The organism is Bradyrhizobium canariense, assembly GCF_018130465.1.
GTDB classification, from domain to species: Bacteria; Pseudomonadota; Alphaproteobacteria; order Rhizobiales; family Xanthobacteraceae; genus Bradyrhizobium; species Bradyrhizobium canariense_C.
Map to the genome: position 1 here is coordinate 303,994 of NZ_JAFCKJ010000008.1, position 16,435 is coordinate 320,428.

13 protein-coding genes are annotated in these 16,435 nt (G+C 64.7%); 5 read left to right on the forward strand and 8 right to left on the reverse strand.

The genetic code is table 11. The features are described from left to right. Positions 1-182: 182 nt before the first annotated feature. Both gltA and gltX read right to left on the reverse strand, forming a co-directional pair. On the reverse strand, positions 183-1,487 hold the full coding sequence (gltA, locus tag JQ591_RS22480) for a citrate synthase (protein ID WP_211398152.1): 1,305 nt from the start codon (positions 1,485-1,487) through the stop codon (positions 183-185). A 177-nt stretch (positions 1,488-1,664) separates the two neighbouring features. After that, positions 1,665-3,092, reverse strand: coding sequence for a glutamate--tRNA ligase (gltX, locus tag JQ591_RS22485; protein WP_211398153.1), 1,428 nt, complete (start codon positions 3,090-3,092; stop codon positions 1,665-1,667). 156 nt (positions 3,093-3,248) lie between these two features. Between gltX and JQ591_RS22490 the strand changes: the two genes are divergently transcribed. The 4 genes from JQ591_RS22490 to JQ591_RS22505 all read left to right on the forward strand — a co-directional run bounded on the left by JQ591_RS22490 (position 3,249) and on the right by JQ591_RS22505 (position 8,016). Further along, positions 3,249-4,925 carry a glutamine--tRNA ligase/YqeY domain fusion protein gene (locus tag JQ591_RS22490; RefSeq protein WP_211398154.1) on the forward strand — a complete coding sequence of 559 codons (1,677 nt, stop codon included), beginning with the start codon at positions 3,249-3,251 and terminating at the stop codon, positions 4,923-4,925. 9 nt (positions 4,926-4,934) lie between these two features. Further along, on the forward strand, positions 4,935-5,321 hold the full coding sequence (locus JQ591_RS22495) for a YybH family protein (RefSeq protein WP_211398155.1): 387 nt from the start codon (positions 4,935-4,937) through the stop codon (positions 5,319-5,321). An 86-nt stretch (positions 5,322-5,407) separates the two neighbouring features. Beyond that, positions 5,408-5,641 carry a DUF2171 domain-containing protein gene (locus JQ591_RS22500; RefSeq protein ID WP_211398156.1) on the forward strand — a complete coding sequence of 78 codons (234 nt, stop codon included), beginning with the start codon at positions 5,408-5,410 and terminating at the stop codon, positions 5,639-5,641. Positions 5,642-5,736: 95 nt separating this feature from the next. After that, positions 5,737-8,016: a ComEC/Rec2 family competence protein gene (locus tag JQ591_RS22505; RefSeq protein ID WP_211398157.1), complete on the forward strand. Its 2,280-nt coding sequence runs from the start codon at positions 5,737-5,739 to the stop codon at positions 8,014-8,016. Between the two features lie 9 nt (positions 8,017-8,025). On the opposite strand, the gene JQ591_RS22510 is transcribed toward JQ591_RS22505, so the two are convergent. The 6 genes from JQ591_RS22510 to JQ591_RS22535 all read right to left on the reverse strand — a co-directional run bounded on the left by JQ591_RS22510 (position 8,026) and on the right by JQ591_RS22535 (position 14,592). Further along, positions 8,026-8,967: a GAF domain-containing protein gene (locus tag JQ591_RS22510; RefSeq protein ID WP_211398158.1), complete on the reverse strand. Its 942-nt coding sequence runs from the start codon at positions 8,965-8,967 to the stop codon at positions 8,026-8,028. 225 nt (positions 8,968-9,192) lie between these two features. Next, entirely contained in the window at positions 9,193-9,627 is a 435-nt protein-coding gene (locus JQ591_RS22515; protein WP_211398159.1) for a hypothetical protein, read from the reverse strand. A 504-nt stretch (positions 9,628-10,131) separates the two neighbouring features. Then, on the reverse strand, positions 10,132-10,833 hold the full coding sequence (gene lexA / locus JQ591_RS22520; protein WP_211398160.1) for a transcriptional repressor LexA: 702 nt from the start codon (positions 10,831-10,833) through the stop codon (positions 10,132-10,134). A gap of 175 nt (positions 10,834-11,008) precedes the next feature. Continuing rightward, positions 11,009-12,220 (reverse strand): molybdopterin molybdotransferase MoeA, encoded by a 1,212-nt coding sequence (locus JQ591_RS22525; RefSeq protein WP_211398161.1) that lies wholly within the window; start codon positions 12,218-12,220, stop codon positions 11,009-11,011. Between the two features lie 600 nt (positions 12,221-12,820). Then, positions 12,821-13,453 (reverse strand): HAD family hydrolase, encoded by a 633-nt coding sequence (locus JQ591_RS22530; RefSeq protein WP_211398162.1) that lies wholly within the window; start codon positions 13,451-13,453, stop codon positions 12,821-12,823. A gap of 5 nt (positions 13,454-13,458) precedes the next feature. Continuing rightward, positions 13,459-14,592, reverse strand: a complete 1,134-nt coding sequence (locus JQ591_RS22535; protein WP_211398163.1) for an alpha-hydroxy acid oxidase — start codon at positions 14,590-14,592, stop codon at positions 13,459-13,461. 305 nt (positions 14,593-14,897) lie between these two features. Between JQ591_RS22535 and JQ591_RS22540 the strand changes: the two genes are divergently transcribed. Further along, entirely contained in the window at positions 14,898-16,235 is a 1,338-nt protein-coding gene (locus tag JQ591_RS22540) for a S41 family peptidase (RefSeq protein ID WP_211398164.1), read from the forward strand. The last annotated feature ends 200 nt before the right edge of the window (positions 16,236-16,435 follow it).

The window sequence follows — 16,435 nt, forward strand, 5'->3', positions numbered from 1 at the left end:
GGGAGGTTCGTAAGGTGGGTTGGCGAGGCCTAACCAACCTTGCTTCCGCGTTTGCAGAGCGAAGTTGTTTCGCCGAGCGGAGTGCGCTTCGCGCAGCCGCGGGGGTTACCCCTGCGACGTCATCAAACAAAAACGGCGCCATCCGGAGATGGCGCCGCTTCGAAAGTCGTGATGGCTCGACCTTACTTCCGGTCCTTGATCGCCACGTAGTCGCGGCGGGTGACGCCGGTGTAGAGCTGGCGCGGACGGCCGATCTTCTGCTGCGGATCCTCGATCATCTCGCTCCACTGGCTGATCCAGCCGACGGTGCGGGCGACCGCGAACAGCACGGTGAACATCGAGACCGGGAAGCCCATCGCCTTCAGCGTGATGCCCGAATAGAAATCGACGTTCGGATAGAGCTTGCGGTCGATGAAGTACTGATCGCTGAGCGCGATCTTCTCGAGCTCGAGCGCCACCTTCAGCATCGGATCGTCGCCATGGCCGGTCTCCTTGAGCACGGCGTGACACATCTTCTGCATGATCTTGGCGCGCGGATCGTAGTTCTTGTAGACGCGGTGACCGAAGCCCATCAGGCGGACTTCGGAGTTCTTGTCCTTCACCTTGGCGATGAATTCGGGGATCTTGTCGACCGAGCCAATCTCGGCGAGCATCGCGAGCGCGGCTTCGTTGGCGCCGCCATGCGCCGGGCCCCACAGGCAGGCGATGCCAGCGGCGATGCAGGCGAACGGGTTGGCGCCGGAAGAGCCGGCGATACGCACCGTCGAGGTCGAGGCGTTCTGCTCGTGGTCGGCGTGCAGGATGAAGATCTTGTCCAGCGCATCCGCAAGCACCGGGTTGATCTTGTAGTCCTCGCACGGCACGGCGAAGCACATGTTGAGGAAGTTCTCGGCAAAGGACAGCGAGTTCTTCGGGTACACGAACGGCTGGCCGACGGTGTACTTGTAGGCCATCGCCGCCAAGGTCGGGATCTTCGCGATCATGCGCATGGAAGCGATCATGCGCTGCTTAGGATCGTTGATGTCGGTGCTGTCGTGGTAGAACGCGGCGAGCGCGCCGACGGAGGCCACCATCACCGCCATCGGATGGGCGTCGCGGCGGAAGCCCTGGAAGAAGCGGGCCATCTGCTCGTGCACCATCGTGTGATGGATCACGCGATCGTCGAAATCCTTCTTCTGCGCGGCGGTCGGCAGGCTTCCGTAGAGCAGGAGATAGCAGGTCTCCAGGAAGTCGCCGTTCTCGGCGAGCTGCTCGATCGGATAGCCGCGGTATTCCAGCACGCCCGCGTCACCGTCGATATAGGTGATCTTGGACTGGCAGCTCGCGGTCGAGGTGAAGCCCGGGTCGTAGGTGAACAGGCCGGACTGGCCGTAGAGCTTGCCGATATCGATGACGTCAGGCCCGACGCTGCCGCTGTGGATCGGAAGATCGAAATTCTTGTTTCCGACCGTCAGCGTGGCGGTCTTATTGCTTGGTTTTGCGTCCATCAGAGGTCCCCGATGTATGGTGAAACGGGCCGGACCCGGAAGGCCCCTAACGAGATGGTGGGGCAGGCCGGATGTTCCAGAAGGTACGGGTGAGATGGGTATATTATTGCTGTGTGCGCTGCAAGATGGCGCCACGCATGGTCGACTTACGTCGTAGCCCGGTCCTTGGCCTAGTCCTTAGCCTGAAGCCTGATCTTTAAGCCGGCCCAAGCTTTCCTGGCGTCCCAGGACGTCCAAAACCTCGAATATGCCGGGCGACGTCGTCCGTCCGGTCAGCGCCGCCCGCAGCGGCTGAGCGACCGCGCCGAGCTTGAGACTATTTTCCTCGGCAAAGGCGCGCAGCGCGGCTTCCGTGGCGGCGCCGCTCCAATTCTCGACTTTCTCCAGCGCGGAATGAAGCTGGCCGATCAGCTTGCGGTTCTCAGGCGTCAGCAGCGCGGCCGCCTTCGGATCAAGCTCAAGCGGCCGGTCGGCGAAGATGAAATAGGCGCCGTCGATCAGCTCGATCAGCGTCTTGGCGCGCTCCTTCAGGGCCGGCATGGCCTTCAGGAGCTGCGCGCGCGTGGTGTCGTTTAACTTGGCCTTAAGCTCGTCGCGGCTGGGCACGACGTGGTCGAGCACATCCTCGAACATCTTCACGAGTGATTGATCGTCGGCATTGCGGATGTAGTGGCCGTTGAGGTTTTCCAGCTTGGCGAAATCGAAGCGCGCTGCGGCGCGGCCGACGCTGGCGAGGTCGAACGCGCCGATCATCTCCTCGGTCGAGAAGATTTCCTGGTCGCCATGGCTCCATCCGAGCCGGACGAGATAGTTGCGGAGCGCGGCCGGGAGGTATCCCATGGCTCGGTAGGCATCGACGCCAAGCGCGCCGTGCCTCTTGGAGAGCTTCGAGCCGTCCGGGCCATGGATCAGGGGGATGTGGGACATGCTCGGCAGCGTCCAGCCCATCGCGTCGTAGATCTGCTTTTGGCGGGCCGCGTTGATCAAATGGTCGTCGCCGCGAATGACATGGGTGACACCCATGTCGTGGTCGTCGACCACCACTGCGAGCATGTAGGTCGGGTTGCCATCGCCGCGCAGCAGGACGAGGTCGTCGAGATTCTCGTTCTGCCAGACCACGCGGCCCTGGACCTGGTCTTCGATCACGGTCTCGCCGGTCTGGGGCGCTCGGAGCCGGATGGTGGGCTTTACGTCGCTCGGGGCCGTCGCGGGATCGCGGTCGCGCCATAGGCCGTCATAGAGGCGGGTGCGCCCCTCTGCGCGCGCCCTCTCGCGCATCGCGGTGAGCTCCTCGGCAGTGGCGTAGCAGCGATAGGCCTTGCCGTCGGCGAGCAGCTGCTCGGCGACCTCGCGGTGACGGGCGGCGCGGCTGAACTGGTAGATGACGTCGCCATCCCAGCCGAGCTCCAGCCATTTCAGGCCGTCGAGGATGGCGCCGATCGCCGCCTCCGTGGAGCGCTCCCGGTCGGTGTCCTCGATCCGGAGCAGCATCTTGCCACCGTGCTTCTTCGCATAGAGCCAGTTGAACAGCGCCGTGCGGGCGCCCCCGATATGGAGGAAGCCGGTCGGCGAGGGAGCGAAGCGGGTGACGACGGAATCGGTCATTCTTGGCAAGGCCTATGCATTGGAGGCGGTGGTATATAGCAGGACCGGTGCATAACTAAAGCCCGGCAGCGGACCCGCTAAGGCCTCGCTTAAGCCCTTGGCTCAGCGTCCCGAATTTGGCAGAAGGGCCGCTGATTTCCCTACAGGATTTTCGTAATGACAGAACCGGTGGCGACTGAGGTTGGGCGCGATTTCATTCGTGACATCATCCAGGCCGACCTCGATCAGGCCAAATACCGGGAGATCGTGACCCGGTTCCCGCCGGAGCCGAACGGCTATCTCCACATCGGCCACGCCAAGTCGATCGCGCTCAATTTCGGCATCGCCCAGGAGTTTCCGGGCCGCTGCCATCTGCGCTTCGACGACACCAACCCGGTCAAGGAAGAGCAGGAATATATCGATTCCATCCAGGCCGACGTGCGCTGGCTCGGCTTCGACTGGGGCAAGAACCTGTTCTTCGCCTCGGATTATTTCGACCGCCTCTATGAATGGGCGGAGCAGCTGATCCGCGACGGGCTCGCTTATGTCGACGACCAGACCCAGGAGGAGATTCGTCTTGCGCGCGGCACGCTGACCGAGCCCGGCAAGAACTCGCCGTTCCGCGATCGTAGCGTGGATGAGAACCTCGACCTGTTCCGTCGCATGAAGGCGGGCGAATTCCCGAACGGGGCGCGCGTGCTGCGGGCCAAGATCGACATGGGTGCGGGCAACATCAATCTGCGCGACCCCGTGCTGTACCGCATCCTGCATGCGCACCATCCGCGCACCGGGACCAAGTGGAGCATCTATCCGAGCTACGACTATGCCCACGGCCAGTCGGACGCGATCGAGGGCATCACGCACTCGATCTGCACATTGGAATTCGAGGACCACCGGCCGCTCTACGACTGGTTCATCGAGAAGTTGCCGGTGCCGTCGAAGCCGCACCAATACGAATTCGCGCGGCTGAACCTGACCTACACGCTGCTGTCCAAGCGCGTGCTGACCCAGCTCGTCCGCGAGGGCCATGTCGCGGGCTGGGACGATCCTCGCATGCCGACGATGGCGGGGATGCGCCGCCGCGGCGTGCCGCCGGCCGCCCTTCGCGAGTTCGTCAAGCGCATTGGCGTGGCGAAAGCCAACAGCGTCGTCGACGTCGGCATGCTCGAGTTCTGCATCCGCGAGGAATTGAACCGAACGTCGCAGCGGCGCATGGGAGTGCTGCGACCGCTCAAGGTGGTGATCGAGAACTATCCGGAAGGGCAGGTCGAGGAGCTCGAGGCGATCAACCACCCCGACGATCCCAGCGCCGGCACCCGGAAGATTACGTTCGGCCGTGAGCTCTATATCGAGCAGGACGACTTCATGGAGAACCCGCCGAAAAAGTTCTTCCGTCTGTCGCCGGGCAACGAGGTGCGGCTGCGCTACGCCTATTTCGTCAAGTGCACCGGCGTGATCAAGAACGATGCCGGCGAGGTGGTGGAGCTGCGCTGCACCTATGATCCCGCGACCAAGGGCGGCAACGCGCCCGACGGCCGCAAGGTCAAGGCCACCATGCACTGGCTGCCGGCGGCGAATTCGGTGCCTGCGGAAATCCGCATCTACAACCAGCTGTTCGCCAATCCGAGCCCGGACGCCTCGAATTTTGCGGCGGACCTCAATCCGCAGTCGCTGGAGATCCTGTCTGATGCCCGAGTCGAGGCATCTGTAGCCGAGAGCAATTCGGCCGAGCCGATGCAGTTCGAGCGCCAGGGCTATTTCGTCCGCGACAAGGACTCGACGCCGGGCAAACCGGTATTTTCCAGGACCATCGGTCTGCGCGACACGTTCGCGAAGGAAGTTGCCAAAGGCTGAGGGACCACAATGGGCAACGAAGCCGACGCCATCGTTCCCGCCATCATCGCGAAATGGCGCGCCGGCTTCGCCACGCTCGATGCGGTCGCGCTGTCATCGCTCTATGCGAAGAATGCGTTCTTCTTCGGCTCCAACCCAAAGCTCTACCGGGGCAGAGACGGCGTCGCAGACTATTTCAACGGCCTGCCGCGCTGGCGCAAGCCAGCTGCGGTGTTTTCCGAGGTGATGGCGGCGCAGGCGGGTCCTGATCTGATCAATATGGCCGCAACCATTTCGTTCGACCTTGCCGGTGAGCGTCCCGATTTCTCGGTCAAGATGAGCTGGGTCATCATTCGCGAGGACGGCGACTGGAAGATCGTCAATCACCACGCTTCGTCGCAGGCGCCGCTGATCTGACGGGCGGGAGGCACACGGCTTCGTCATTTTCGTAAGAGAACGAACGAGCGTCCCGGGCGTTGGGGTGGGTCAACAAGGAACCCACCATGCAGAACATTGCAGAGCATATGGAAGTCATCGGCGCCGACGGCGTCCACGTCGGAACGGTCGACAAGGTCGAAGGCAATCGCATCAAGCTGACCAAGAAGGACAGCGGCGAGGGCAGCCACAAGGGTCACCATCACTTCATCGACAAAGGGCTCGTCGCCGATATCGAGGGCAACAAGGTCCGGCTATCGGCCAAGGCGGACGTTGCCGTGACGATGGAAGAGGAAAAGTAGCGGCCGCGCCCTTTCGTTCCTGATCCGTACCGCTATCCGCCCGCCTGCACGTTCCGGTAGCTTCGGCTTTCGTTGCGTATCCTCGGGTGCGGGAAATGGCGGAGCCGGGCCGGACGGTACGGTCACAAGGGATCGCGGGGACGTGGCCCGCGGGCCGCACCGCGTCCGCGGGCGGTCTCGTGCCTGCAGGCCTCGACCTCTGGACATCGCTGGCCGAGACCTTGCGCGCGTGGCTGCGTGCCGAGGCTGGCGCCGGGCGGCTGCTGCCGTGGGTGCCCGTCGCGTTTGGCTGCGGCATCGCGCTTTATTTCTCCGCCGATCATGAGCCGGTGCTGTGGGTCGTTGCCACGACCGCCATCGCGCTCCTGCTCGGCGCGGCTGTGTTGCGGCGGAGCCGGCTGTTCGCTCCGGCCATCATGATCGCGGCGGTCGCGGCCGGCTTTGCCGTCGCGACCTGGAAGACGGCGCGCATCGCCCACCCGGTGCTGGCAAAGCCGCTCTATTCGGTGTCGTTGTCGGGCTTCGTCGAGGCCCGCGACATCCGCGAGCGTACCGACCGTTTCGTGCTGCGCGTCACCGCGATGGAGGCGCAGCGCAGCGACGTCAGGCTCGAGCGCGTGCGCCTGTCGGTCCGCAAGGGCACCGCGCCGGAGGTCGGCAGCTTCGTTCAGTTGAAGGCGCGGCTGATGCCGCCGCTCGCGCCGGTGCGGCCCGGCAGCTACGACTTCTCGCGTGACATGTTCTTCCAGGGCATCGGCGCCTCCGGTTTTGCAATGGGCGCAATCGCGGTGGCGGCGCCGCCTGAAACCGGCGGCTTGCGGCTACGTTACGCGGCCTTCATGCAAGGCCTGCGCGATGCGATCGATGCCCGCATCCGGGCGACGCTCGACGGCGACAACCGGGCGATCGCAACGGCGCTGCTCACCGGGCGGCGCGATGCGATCACCACGCCCGTCAACGACGCGATGTTCATCTCCGGCCTCGGCCACGTGCTCTCGATCTCCGGTTATCACATGGCCGTCGTCGCCGGTGTCGTGTTCTTCGCGGTGCGCGCGCTGCTCGCTCTGATCCCGGGACTGGCGGCCGGCTTCGCCATCAAGAAATGGTCGGCGGCCGCCGCGCTGGTCGCCGCCGCGTTCTACCTGCTGCTGTCAGGCGCGGAGGTCGCAACACAAAGATCGTTCTTCATGACCGCAGTGGTGCTGATCGCGGTGATGGTCGATCGCCGCGCCATCACCTTTCGTACGCTGGCGGTGGCCGCGCTGGTCGTGCTGACGGTCGCGCCGGAAGCGCTGGTGCATCCGAGTTTCCAGATGTCGTTCGCCGCGACGCTCGGGCTGGTGGCGCTGGTGCAGATCGGCATGCCGAACCTGTTCGCATCGCCCGATCATTCGGCGACCGCGCGGATCGCGATGTGGGGCGGCCGCGAGATCGCGATGCTGTTCATGGCGTCGTTGATTGCGGGGCTTGCGACCACGCCCTATGCCGCTTTCCACTTCCACCGCGTCACGCCGTTCGGCGTGCTCGCCAATCTCGGCGCGATGCCGGTGGTCTCGGCACTGGTGATGCCGGCGGGGCTGTTGGGGCTGCTTGCTGCGCCGTTCGGACTCGACGGCGTGTTCTGGTGGCTGATGGGGATCGGCATCGACTGGATGGTCGCGGTCTCGCGCTGGGTCGCGGCATTGCCGGGCGCGGTCGGCCGCATCCCGGCGTTCGGGATCGCGCCGCTGATCGCGGCGAGCCTGGGAATCATCGTGCTGGGCCTGTTGCGCACGCCGCTGCGCTGGTCCGGCGCCTTGGTACTGCTGGCAGCGATCCTCTGGGGACTGTCGGTGCGGCAGCCCGACATCCTGATTGCCGGGGATGGCGCGAGCGTCGCGGTGCGGGGCAGGGACGGACATCTACACCTGATCAGGACGAGCAAGGACAGCTTTCTGCTCAAGGAGTGGTTAGCTGCCGACGCCGATCCGCGCGATGCCGGCAGGGCCTCGCTGGTCGACGGCGTGTCCTGTGACGAAGCCGGCTGCGTGACGCCACTGGCCGACGGGCGACTGGTCGCGCTGGCACTGCGCGTCGACGCGCTGGCGGACGATTGCAGTCGGGCCGCGCTGGTGGTGACGGCGCGTCCCGCGCCGCCCAATTGCGCGGCAATGGTGGTCGATCGGCAGCGGCTCGCCAGCCAGAGCGCGCTGGCGCTGACGCGGCGTGGTGACGGTTTTGTGGTTCAGGCGGTGAGGGCGAGAGGCACGAGCCGCCCCTGGTTGCCGGCCGGCGCGGGCGAAGGTGATTTCGACGGCAGTCTTGCGCCGAAGACGACCGCGCCTCGCATCAAGGACGCAACGCCGGCGGAGACCGACTTGCAGGCCGACGATTGATCGGATCGGTTACAAGTACCAGGCCAGTACGGCATCGAGCGTGGAATTGCCGATGACCGGCAGGGCCACCATCCGGCTCAGTCCGGATGTGCTGGCTTCAAGACCGGCGACCGAGCCGTCATGCGCCAGATCGTCGTTGAGCGCGGGCATGCCGGTGGCCCAGGCCCCGCCGATGCTGCCTTCGCCTCTGGCGATGGATTTATCCGCATAGAGCGCGGCAAGGTCGGTCTGCGCGCTGCAATCGCCGGCGCGAAACACCAGTGCCGAGCGGGTCTCGTTCGGGATCCAGATCTCGAAGCGTCGCGCAATCGGCGTGGCCTGCGCGGAGAGGAATGTCAGAACCCAAGTCTGGTCCGTGCCGGTCCGATAGGGCACGCCGACGCCGAAATTGATCCCGACCTTGGCCGCGTCCTCCCAGCGCAGAAAACTCCTGGCGTCGTGCAGGTCCTTGATGATCAGCGGCAGGCCCGCTTTCCAGGTGCGGCCGGGCAGGCCAAAGCCGCGAGGAAACTTGGTGTGGCGGGAGTTGAATTCGAACATGTCGGCGGTGCCATAATAGCCGTCGACGAGTCCCATCTCGTGGGAGACATCAGGGTCGTTGTGCCAGAGCTCGATCGCCCCGACATGCGCTTCGTCGTCGCCGCAGAACAGCACCATGACGGCTTGCAGGAATTCGCCTGCAAACACCGGCACCGCGACGCCGCAGGTGAGGCCGGCCGCGAGCGCCTGATCGGTCCGCTTGAAATAGGAGTTGGCGAATTTGGTGAGGATCACGGGGTGGCCCGACGCCCAGGCCTTGCCCGGAAGTCCCTCGTCATATCCGAAGTGCAGCTCTTCGCTGACGGCCTTGAACGTGGACAGCCCTTCGCCGTAGAGGCCGCCACCAAATTCCAGCCGCATGCGCGTCCGGTCGGGCACCCAGAGTTCAACGACGCGAAGGAAGGTTTTCATCGAGCGTGTCCGCCGTCTCAAGCCCTGACAGCATCGGTCATTTGGCTGCGAAGCGGACGGGCAAAATTCAGGCAGGGCGGCTCAAACTTCGTGCGGCGGAGAGGCGCAACGGCTCGGTTCATCCGATCGGATCTCGCTGGACGCGCGCCGCACCATCTCGCCGGCCACGGCCGGCGATGGCAATTCAATCCTGGCCTCCGACCTCGCAGCCGGAGGGCGGCTGCGTCAGCCGATCGGCAGGTGCGTGATGGTCGGCTGCCTGTCGGCGATGATCTGCGCCTTGTGCTCGCGCTCAGTGACCGGATGGGTCACAGGCAGCTGCAGCACGGTCGCGCGCTGGCCTTCGACGAGCTGCGTCACCAGCACGTATTTGCCGTCGGGGAATTCGATCGCGTCATGATGGCGGTCGGGAATGTGCGGATCGATCTTGCCGAACTTGCCGACGCGGGAATTGATGGTGCGCGTCCAGATCCAGCGATTGTCGTAGCGGACGTCGTCGGCGAAGGCGAGCTCCGTTCCCGGCAGCAGGCAGACGGCGACGGACGGATCGGCTGCTGAGGCGAAGCCGCGCGTCGAGGTGCCGCGGAAGGTTGTCGTGACGATCGTCTCGCCGACTTCGGCGGGACGCGAGGCGACGGCATGCAGGCTGTAGTCACACATCGGGTGCTCCTCATGCTGGGACAGCGACCCGCGTCTCTTATCGAGGCGCTGGCCTCTATCAGAGTGGAAGCACGAACGCTCTGCTTGGTTGTGGGCAAATCTGCGGCTGGTTTCCACAAGCCGCGATCACATTATCTTTCCCGAATTCAACAGGAACAAAGCCTGCTGCGATGCATTCGGGAGGCGGTGTTCGAATATTGCGAGCTTGGATATTGCCAGCCCTGGCTGCATCCCGCGCGTTGCGGACTTGATCGCTGGCGCCGCCGTTTCCTCGAACATTTGAGGCCGCAAAGCGGTGCTGCTTCGTGGGCGGCGCGAGGATCTAGCGCCGGAGGAGGGGCCGGATAGTCTGTGCAGAACCAGAAAGACTATCCAGCCAGAGCGGACGATGACCCGCTCCAATCTCTGACCGGCGATGCCGATCGGAAGCGCGCGAGGCGCCAATTACTCCCGGTATCGAGTACTCCCGGTATCGAGTACTCCCGGTATCGAGTACTCCCGGTATCAGTACTTCCGGTAAAGCCCGATCAGCTTGCCCTGAATCTTCACCCGGTTGGGCGGCAGGATGCGGACCTCATAGGCCGCGTTGGCGGGCTCGAGCGCGATCGAGGCGCCGCGACGGCGGAAGCGCTTCAGCGTCGCTTCCTCGTCGTCGATCAGCGCCACCACGATGTCACCGGTATCGGCGCTCTCGTTGCGCTGAATCAGCGCCATGTCGCCGTCGAGGATGCCGGCCTCGACCATGGAATCGCCGCGCACTTCGAGCGCGTAATGCTCGCCCGCGCCGAGCATGTCCGGCGGTACGCTGATAGTGTGGCTGCGGGTCTGCAACGCCTCGATCGGCGTGCCGGCCGCGATGCGGCCCATCACCGGCACCGCGACGGGACGTTCGCCCTCGTCCGCGGGCAGGCTGGAGCTTGCGCGCACCTTGCCGAGATTGCCCTCGATGACGCTTGGCGTGAAGCCGCGGCGGCTGCCTGCGGCTGCCTGGAGCTCCGGCAGCTTGATGACTTCAATCGCACGGGCGCGGTTGGGCAGGCGTCGGATGAAGCCACGCTCCTCGAGCGCCGTGATCAGGCGATGGATGCCCGACTTCGAGCGCAGGTCGAGCGCATCCTTCATCTCGTCGAAGGAGGGCGGCACGCCGCTTTCCTTCAGACGTTCACTGATGAACCGCAGAAGCTCGTATTGTTTGCGCGTTAACATCTCGACCAAAGTCCCCCGGTTGATGTCGTCCGATTCCGAGACGCTGAATTCGGCAATATGCCGCTACATGCTCGAAACAAATCATGAACGGACACTATATGTTCGATACATGTTCCGCAACTGCTTAATTTACCGTGAACAGAGTAAAGTTCGCGGAACGCGCGTTGCGAGGCGCTCAGACGGGAAGCCGCAACACTTCGCAAGCCGTGCCGGCTTCGGCCTTCGGCGCGAACGGTGCGCGCACGAGAAGTACCTGTGCCGCAGCGAGATTCGCAAGCAGCGAGGAGTCCTGATGGTTGACGGGAAGGGCGACGCGTGTGCCGTCGGCACGCTCCTCCAGGTGCGCGCGCAGATAGTCCTCGCGCTGGTCGTTGGCGCTGACGTCGCGGCCGAGCACGGCGCGCTCACGGCGATGGTGAATCACTGAACGGCCCGACAGGGCGCGAATCAGCGGCACCATGAACAGGAAAGCGCACACGTAGGACGACACGGGATTGCCTGGCAGGCCGATCACAGCCATTGCGCCGAGCCGCCCGTGCATCATCGGCTTGCCCGGCCGCATCGCGATCTTCCAGAACGCCATCGCGATGCCTTCGTCCCTGAGCGCCTGCTGGACCAGATCGTGGTCGCCGACCGATGCGCCGCCGGTCGTGATCAGGATGTCGGCTCCGCTGTCGCGGGCGCGGCGGATGCCGGCGGTGGTGGCCTCGAGCGTGTCGGCGGCAATACCGAGGTCGATGGTCTCGGCGCCGGCGCTGCGGGCGAGCGCGTGCAGGGCGTAGCCGTTGGAATAGACGATCTGGCCGTGACCTGGCGTGGCGCCCGGCATCACCAGCTCGTCGCCGGTGGCGAGAATCGCGACTTTCGGACGCCGGCAAACGGCAAGGTGCGGATGGTTCATTCCGGCGGCGAGCGCGAGGTCGCGCTCGGTGAGACGACTGCCCTTGCGCAGGAGCACGTCGCCCTCGCGGAAATCGACGCCGGCGCGGCGGATGTGCCGTCCGGCGATCGCGGCTTCCTTGATCTTGATACGCTTGCCGTCGGCGACCGTGTCCTCCTGGATCACGACGGCGTCCGCGCCATCGGGAACGACGCCGCCGGTGAAGATCCGCACGGCCTCGCCAACTCCGACCGTCCCCGCGAACGGTCGGCCCGCTGCGACTTCGCCGGTGACGGTGAGCTCCGAATCGATCGTCGCAGCATCGGCCGCGCGCACCGCGTAGCCGTCCATCGCCGACATCGCCTGCGGCGGCTGCGTGCGGCGCGCCGCGACGTCACGCGCGAGCACGCGATGGTAGGCCTCGTCGAGGGAAACCATTTCTTCGGGCAGCGGCTCTGCATCCGCCAGCACCGCGGCAAGCGCGTCAGAAACCGGCATCAAGGCCACGGCGAAAACTCCTGCTCGGCACGTTCGGGCGAATGTTCCGCAAGTCTTCTAGCCGAGCGCCGGCGCGGAGGCAAAAACACCTGAGCGGGCGCAATTCATCCCGCTGCTTCACATTGTTCTGGGAGGCAGGATCAAGCGCGTCGCGGCATGATCCGAAGAGCGAGACAGATCGGCAGGAGAATCGGCAGGAGAGTGGCCATGGCAAGGACGAGAATGACGCGCGCCCCGGCTAGCATCGATCAGCTCCCTGTCTGCCCGGGACTTACGTCGGGCGCCTTCGGCCCCTGATCCCTGTCGGGCAGTGGATCGGCCTGGGATTTCAGGTCGGCGGCCTTGCTCACAAGCTTGGCGGAAAGGTCCGAGTCCGAAGTTGTCCTGGCGAATTCAAGAAGAAGAGAAGCCTGCTTGGTGAGGTAGGTTTTGCCCAACACGATGATGCATCCGTCCGTAGAAGTCCCAACGGACTCTAGAGTCCTGAAGCCGGTATTCCGTTCCCGGAACTCTGTATAAAAATGCACAAAGTGATCGGGTTCCTCAACTTCTGCAAAATTGGTCGCGTTGGGGCCGTGCCACCGTGGATTTCGTGACGATGGGCCGTCGTCAGATGCCCAATGCTTTCAATGCGTTCCCGACGTCACGCGGCGAGGTCACATGCACGGCCGTCAAGCCGCGCGCCCGCGCTCCCTCGATGTTTTCGGCAAGATCGTCGAAGAACACGATACGCCCGGCGGGCACGCCGATCGCCGCGACGACGTGGTCGAAGGCCTCCGCATCCGGTTTGCGCATGCCGATGCTGGACGACAAGTACAGCTCGCGGAAATGGCCGAGGAGGTCGGCATATTCCCGTGAGAAATGGTCCACGTGTGGCCGGTTGGTGTTGGAGAAAGCGTACAGCGGCATCTGCTTCGCTGCCCGCGGCAGCAGCTCGGCGATGTCAGGCATTTCGCCGGCGAAGATCGCGTTCCAGCCTTCCAGGAACTGCGCGTCCGAAATGCCGATTCCGAGCGAAGCTCGCAACGAGGCGAAGTAGTCCTCATCGCTGATCTTGCCCATCTCGTGCAACCGATAGGCTTCGCTGTCCCGCACATAGCGCGCGACAATGGATTCGGGCTTGCAGCCGGCATGTCCCGCCCAGCAGGCGATCGCCTTGGAGAAATCGATATCGAGCACCACGCGGCCGAGATCGAACAGAAGCGCATCCGCGCTGCCGGGAGAGAGCGATGTCACCTGCATCCTTTTCAGTATCGATATGGCTCGTGGTCGAACAGCGGAAACGCGCTGAACACGCTCGGCGCGTTGGTTGCGGTCGCCGGGTGCAGGCAGGATTTGTCGATCTCGGCGAACGAGGTCGCACCCAAGAGGCCGAGGCAGCGCAGCACTTCGTCCTCGAGGAGCTCCAGCATGCGTGCCACGCCGGCTTCGCCGGCCGCTGCCAGCGCCCAGCATTGCAGCCGGCCGATGCCGACGAGGTCGGCGCCCGCCGCGATCGCCTTGACGATGTCGGTGCCGCGGCCGAAGCCGCCATCGACCATGATCTTGGCGCGGCCGTTCACGGCATCGACGATCTCGGGCAGCACATGCATGGCGCCGCGACCGTGATCGAGCTGACGGCCGCCATGGTTGGAGACGTAGATCCATTCGACGCCGTGATCGATCGCGATCAGCGCGTCCTCTGGCGTCGCGATGCCCTTGAGGATCAGCGGGATCTTGAACTTGTCCTTGATCATCTTCACCGTCCGCCACTCCAGACCCTTCTGGTAATCGCCGCCGGTGGCGCGCAGGCGGCTCTCGCGAACGTAGCGCTTGGCGATGTCACGTTCGCGACGGCTGTAATGAGCGGTATCGACGGTCAGGCAGAAGGCGGCATAGGCGTTCTTCTCGGCGCGGCTGACGACGTCGGCGACGAAGGCGTCGTCGCCGCGCACATAGAGCTGGTAGAGGCGCAGCGCGTCGGGTGCAGCTTCGGCGGTCTTCTCGAGACCGGGCTCGGACACCGAACTCAGCATGTGCGCCGCACCGAAAGTGCCGCAGGCGCGTGCCACGCTCGCCGCACCATCCGGGTCGAAGATCTCGAGCGCGCCGACGGGGGCGAGCACCACAGGCAGGCGCATCTTGCGGCCGAATTGCTCGACCGAGCCGGTGACTTTGCGGACATCGCGCAGCACGCGCGGGCGGAAGGCGATCTCGTCCAGCGCCATGCGGTTGCGCCGCATCGTGGTCTCGGTCTCGGCCGCGCCGACGATATAATCCCAGGCATTCTGGTTGAGGTTGGAACGTGCTTTCCGGATGAATTCATGCAGATTCTGGAACGGCTCGGTGCTGGCGCCGAGCTCGACGTTCCTTTCCGGCCGGATGCGGGGTGCTTCGTTCATTGTTATCCTCCCGAGAATTTGAAGCCTTATCTCATCGCCTAACCCGTCCGGGTCGCCAAAACCATCCTAAAATCGCATGGCTGCGAGGCGTGAGCCGGCCAGCCGACCCCCGCTGCGCGCGAACCGGTCCTGCAACGTTGCCAAATGTTTAGGCCCGGACGAAGGGATTTTTACGGTGGACCCGCCGGCGTGGCATCCCGGCCTTGAAGAAACCAGAATGGTATTGTGAGAAACAGGCTGGATCGCCATTTGCATGGCGGCTCCCCAGCCCCATCGAACCGCGAAGCAAAAAGGCCAGCCTATCCATGCGGAAAACCCTGCTGTTTCCACTGGGCGCGCTCACTGGAGCGTGTCTGACCCTTCTGGTAGCCAGTCCGCACGGCGGCATATGGGCAGCACGGGCGGCAGCGAGCGCGGATGACGCCTATTCCCGGCTCAACTTGTTCGGCGAAGTGTTCGAGCGGGTGAAGGCGAGCTATGTCGAGAAGCCTGACAATGCCAAGCTGATCGAAGGCGCGATCACCGGCATGGTGACCTCGCTCGATCCGCACTCGCGCTACATGAACGACAAGGCCTGGACCGAGATGCAGGAGACCACCTCCGGCGAGTTCGGCGGGCTCGGCATCGAGGTCACGATGGAGGAGGGCCTGGTCAAGGTCGTCTCGCCGATCGACGACACGCCGGCGTCCAAGGCCGGCATCATGTCGGGCGACCTCATCAGCAAGATCGACGGCGATGCCGTGCAGGGCATGACCCTCGAGCAGGCCGTCAACAAGATGAAGGGGCCGGTCGAGACCCAGACCAAGCTCACGATCGTGCGCAAGGGGGCCGACGCCCCGCTCGACGTCGCGATCAAGCGCGAGATCATCCACGTGCGCCCGGTGCGCTTCCACGTCGAGAACGGCGATATCGGGTATATCCGCGTCAGCTCGTTCAACGAGCAGACCACCGATGGCCTGAAGAAGGCGATCGCATCGATCTCGAAGGACGTTCCGCCGGAGAAGCTGGTCGGCTACGTGATGGACCTGCGCAATAATCCGGGCGGCCTGCTCGACCAGGCCGTGTCGGTGTCGAGCGCTTTCCTGCAGCGCGGCGAGGTCGTCTCGACCCGCGGCCGCAATGCCGAGGAGACCCAGCGCTTCACCGCGCATGGCGGCGACCTCACCAAGGGCAAGCCGCTGGTGGTTCTGGTCAACGGCGGCTCGGCTTCGGCCTCCGAGATCGTGGCCGGCGCATTGCACGATCACAAGCGCGCGACCATCATCGGCACGCGTTCGTTCGGCAAGGGCTCGGTGCAGACCATCATCCCGCTCGGCGCCGGAAATGGTGCGTTGGCGCTGACCACGGCGCGCTACTACACGCCGTCGGGCCGCTCGATCCAGGCCCAGGGCATCGCGCCCGACATCGAGATCCTCCAGGACGTGCCGCCCGAGCTGAAGGGCCGGATGGACACCATGGCGGAGTCCCAGATGCGCGGCCATCTCCAGGCGGCCGATGGCACCGAGCAGACCGGATCGCAGTCCTATGTCCCGCCGGAAGCGAAAGACGACAAGGCCCTGCATACGGCCTACGACTTCCTGCACGGTCAGACCGCGAATGCGGTCGCCGCCAAGCCGGCGCCGAAGGCTGCGGTGCCGAACTAAATCTTGCGGCGTCCAGACAATCGCCCGGGAGCGGAGGACCGCTCCCGGGCGAATTCGTTTTGGGGACGCTGTCCCACCTCGGTAGCAGCCATCGCGCTCGGCCCAGCGCCAGGCACGATCGCGCTCGACCAGCACCTCGTCGCGGGGATGGAGCTGCAACTCCAGCAATTGCATTCACCGTCAAGCTGGACGGGCGGATC

Excerpts from the sequence above, each read along its gene's own strand:
- JQ591_RS22500 (WP_211398156.1), top strand. The coding sequence starts at position 5,408 with ATGCAGAACATTGCAGAGCATATGGAAGTCATCGGCGCCGACGGCGTC.
- JQ591_RS22535 (WP_211398163.1), bottom strand. The coding sequence starts at position 14,592 with ATGAACGAAGCACCCCGCATCCGGCCGGAAAGGAACGTCGAGCTCGGC.
- JQ591_RS22530 (WP_211398162.1), bottom strand. The coding sequence starts at position 13,453 with ATGCAGGTGACATCGCTCTCTCCCGGCAGCGCGGATGCGCTTCTGTTC.
- JQ591_RS22510 (WP_211398158.1), bottom strand. The coding sequence starts at position 8,967 with ATGAAAACCTTCCTTCGCGTCGTTGAACTCTGGGTGCCCGACCGGACG.
- JQ591_RS22515 (WP_211398159.1), bottom strand. The coding sequence starts at position 9,627 with ATGTGTGACTACAGCCTGCATGCCGTCGCCTCGCGTCCCGCCGAAGTC.
- gltX (WP_211398153.1), bottom strand. The coding sequence starts at position 3,092 with ATGACCGATTCCGTCGTCACCCGCTTCGCTCCCTCGCCGACCGGCTTC.
- JQ591_RS22540 (WP_211398164.1), top strand. The coding sequence starts at position 14,898 with ATGCGGAAAACCCTGCTGTTTCCACTGGGCGCGCTCACTGGAGCGTGT.
- lexA (WP_211398160.1), bottom strand. The coding sequence starts at position 10,833 with ATGTTAACGCGCAAACAATACGAGCTTCTGCGGTTCATCAGTGAACGT.
- JQ591_RS22495 (WP_211398155.1), top strand. The coding sequence starts at position 4,935 with ATGGGCAACGAAGCCGACGCCATCGTTCCCGCCATCATCGCGAAATGG.
- gltA (WP_211398152.1), bottom strand. The coding sequence starts at position 1,487 with ATGGACGCAAAACCAAGCAATAAGACCGCCACGCTGACGGTCGGAAAC.
- JQ591_RS22490 (WP_211398154.1), top strand. The coding sequence starts at position 3,249 with ATGACAGAACCGGTGGCGACTGAGGTTGGGCGCGATTTCATTCGTGAC.
- JQ591_RS22505 (WP_211398157.1), top strand. The coding sequence starts at position 5,737 with ATGGCGGAGCCGGGCCGGACGGTACGGTCACAAGGGATCGCGGGGACG.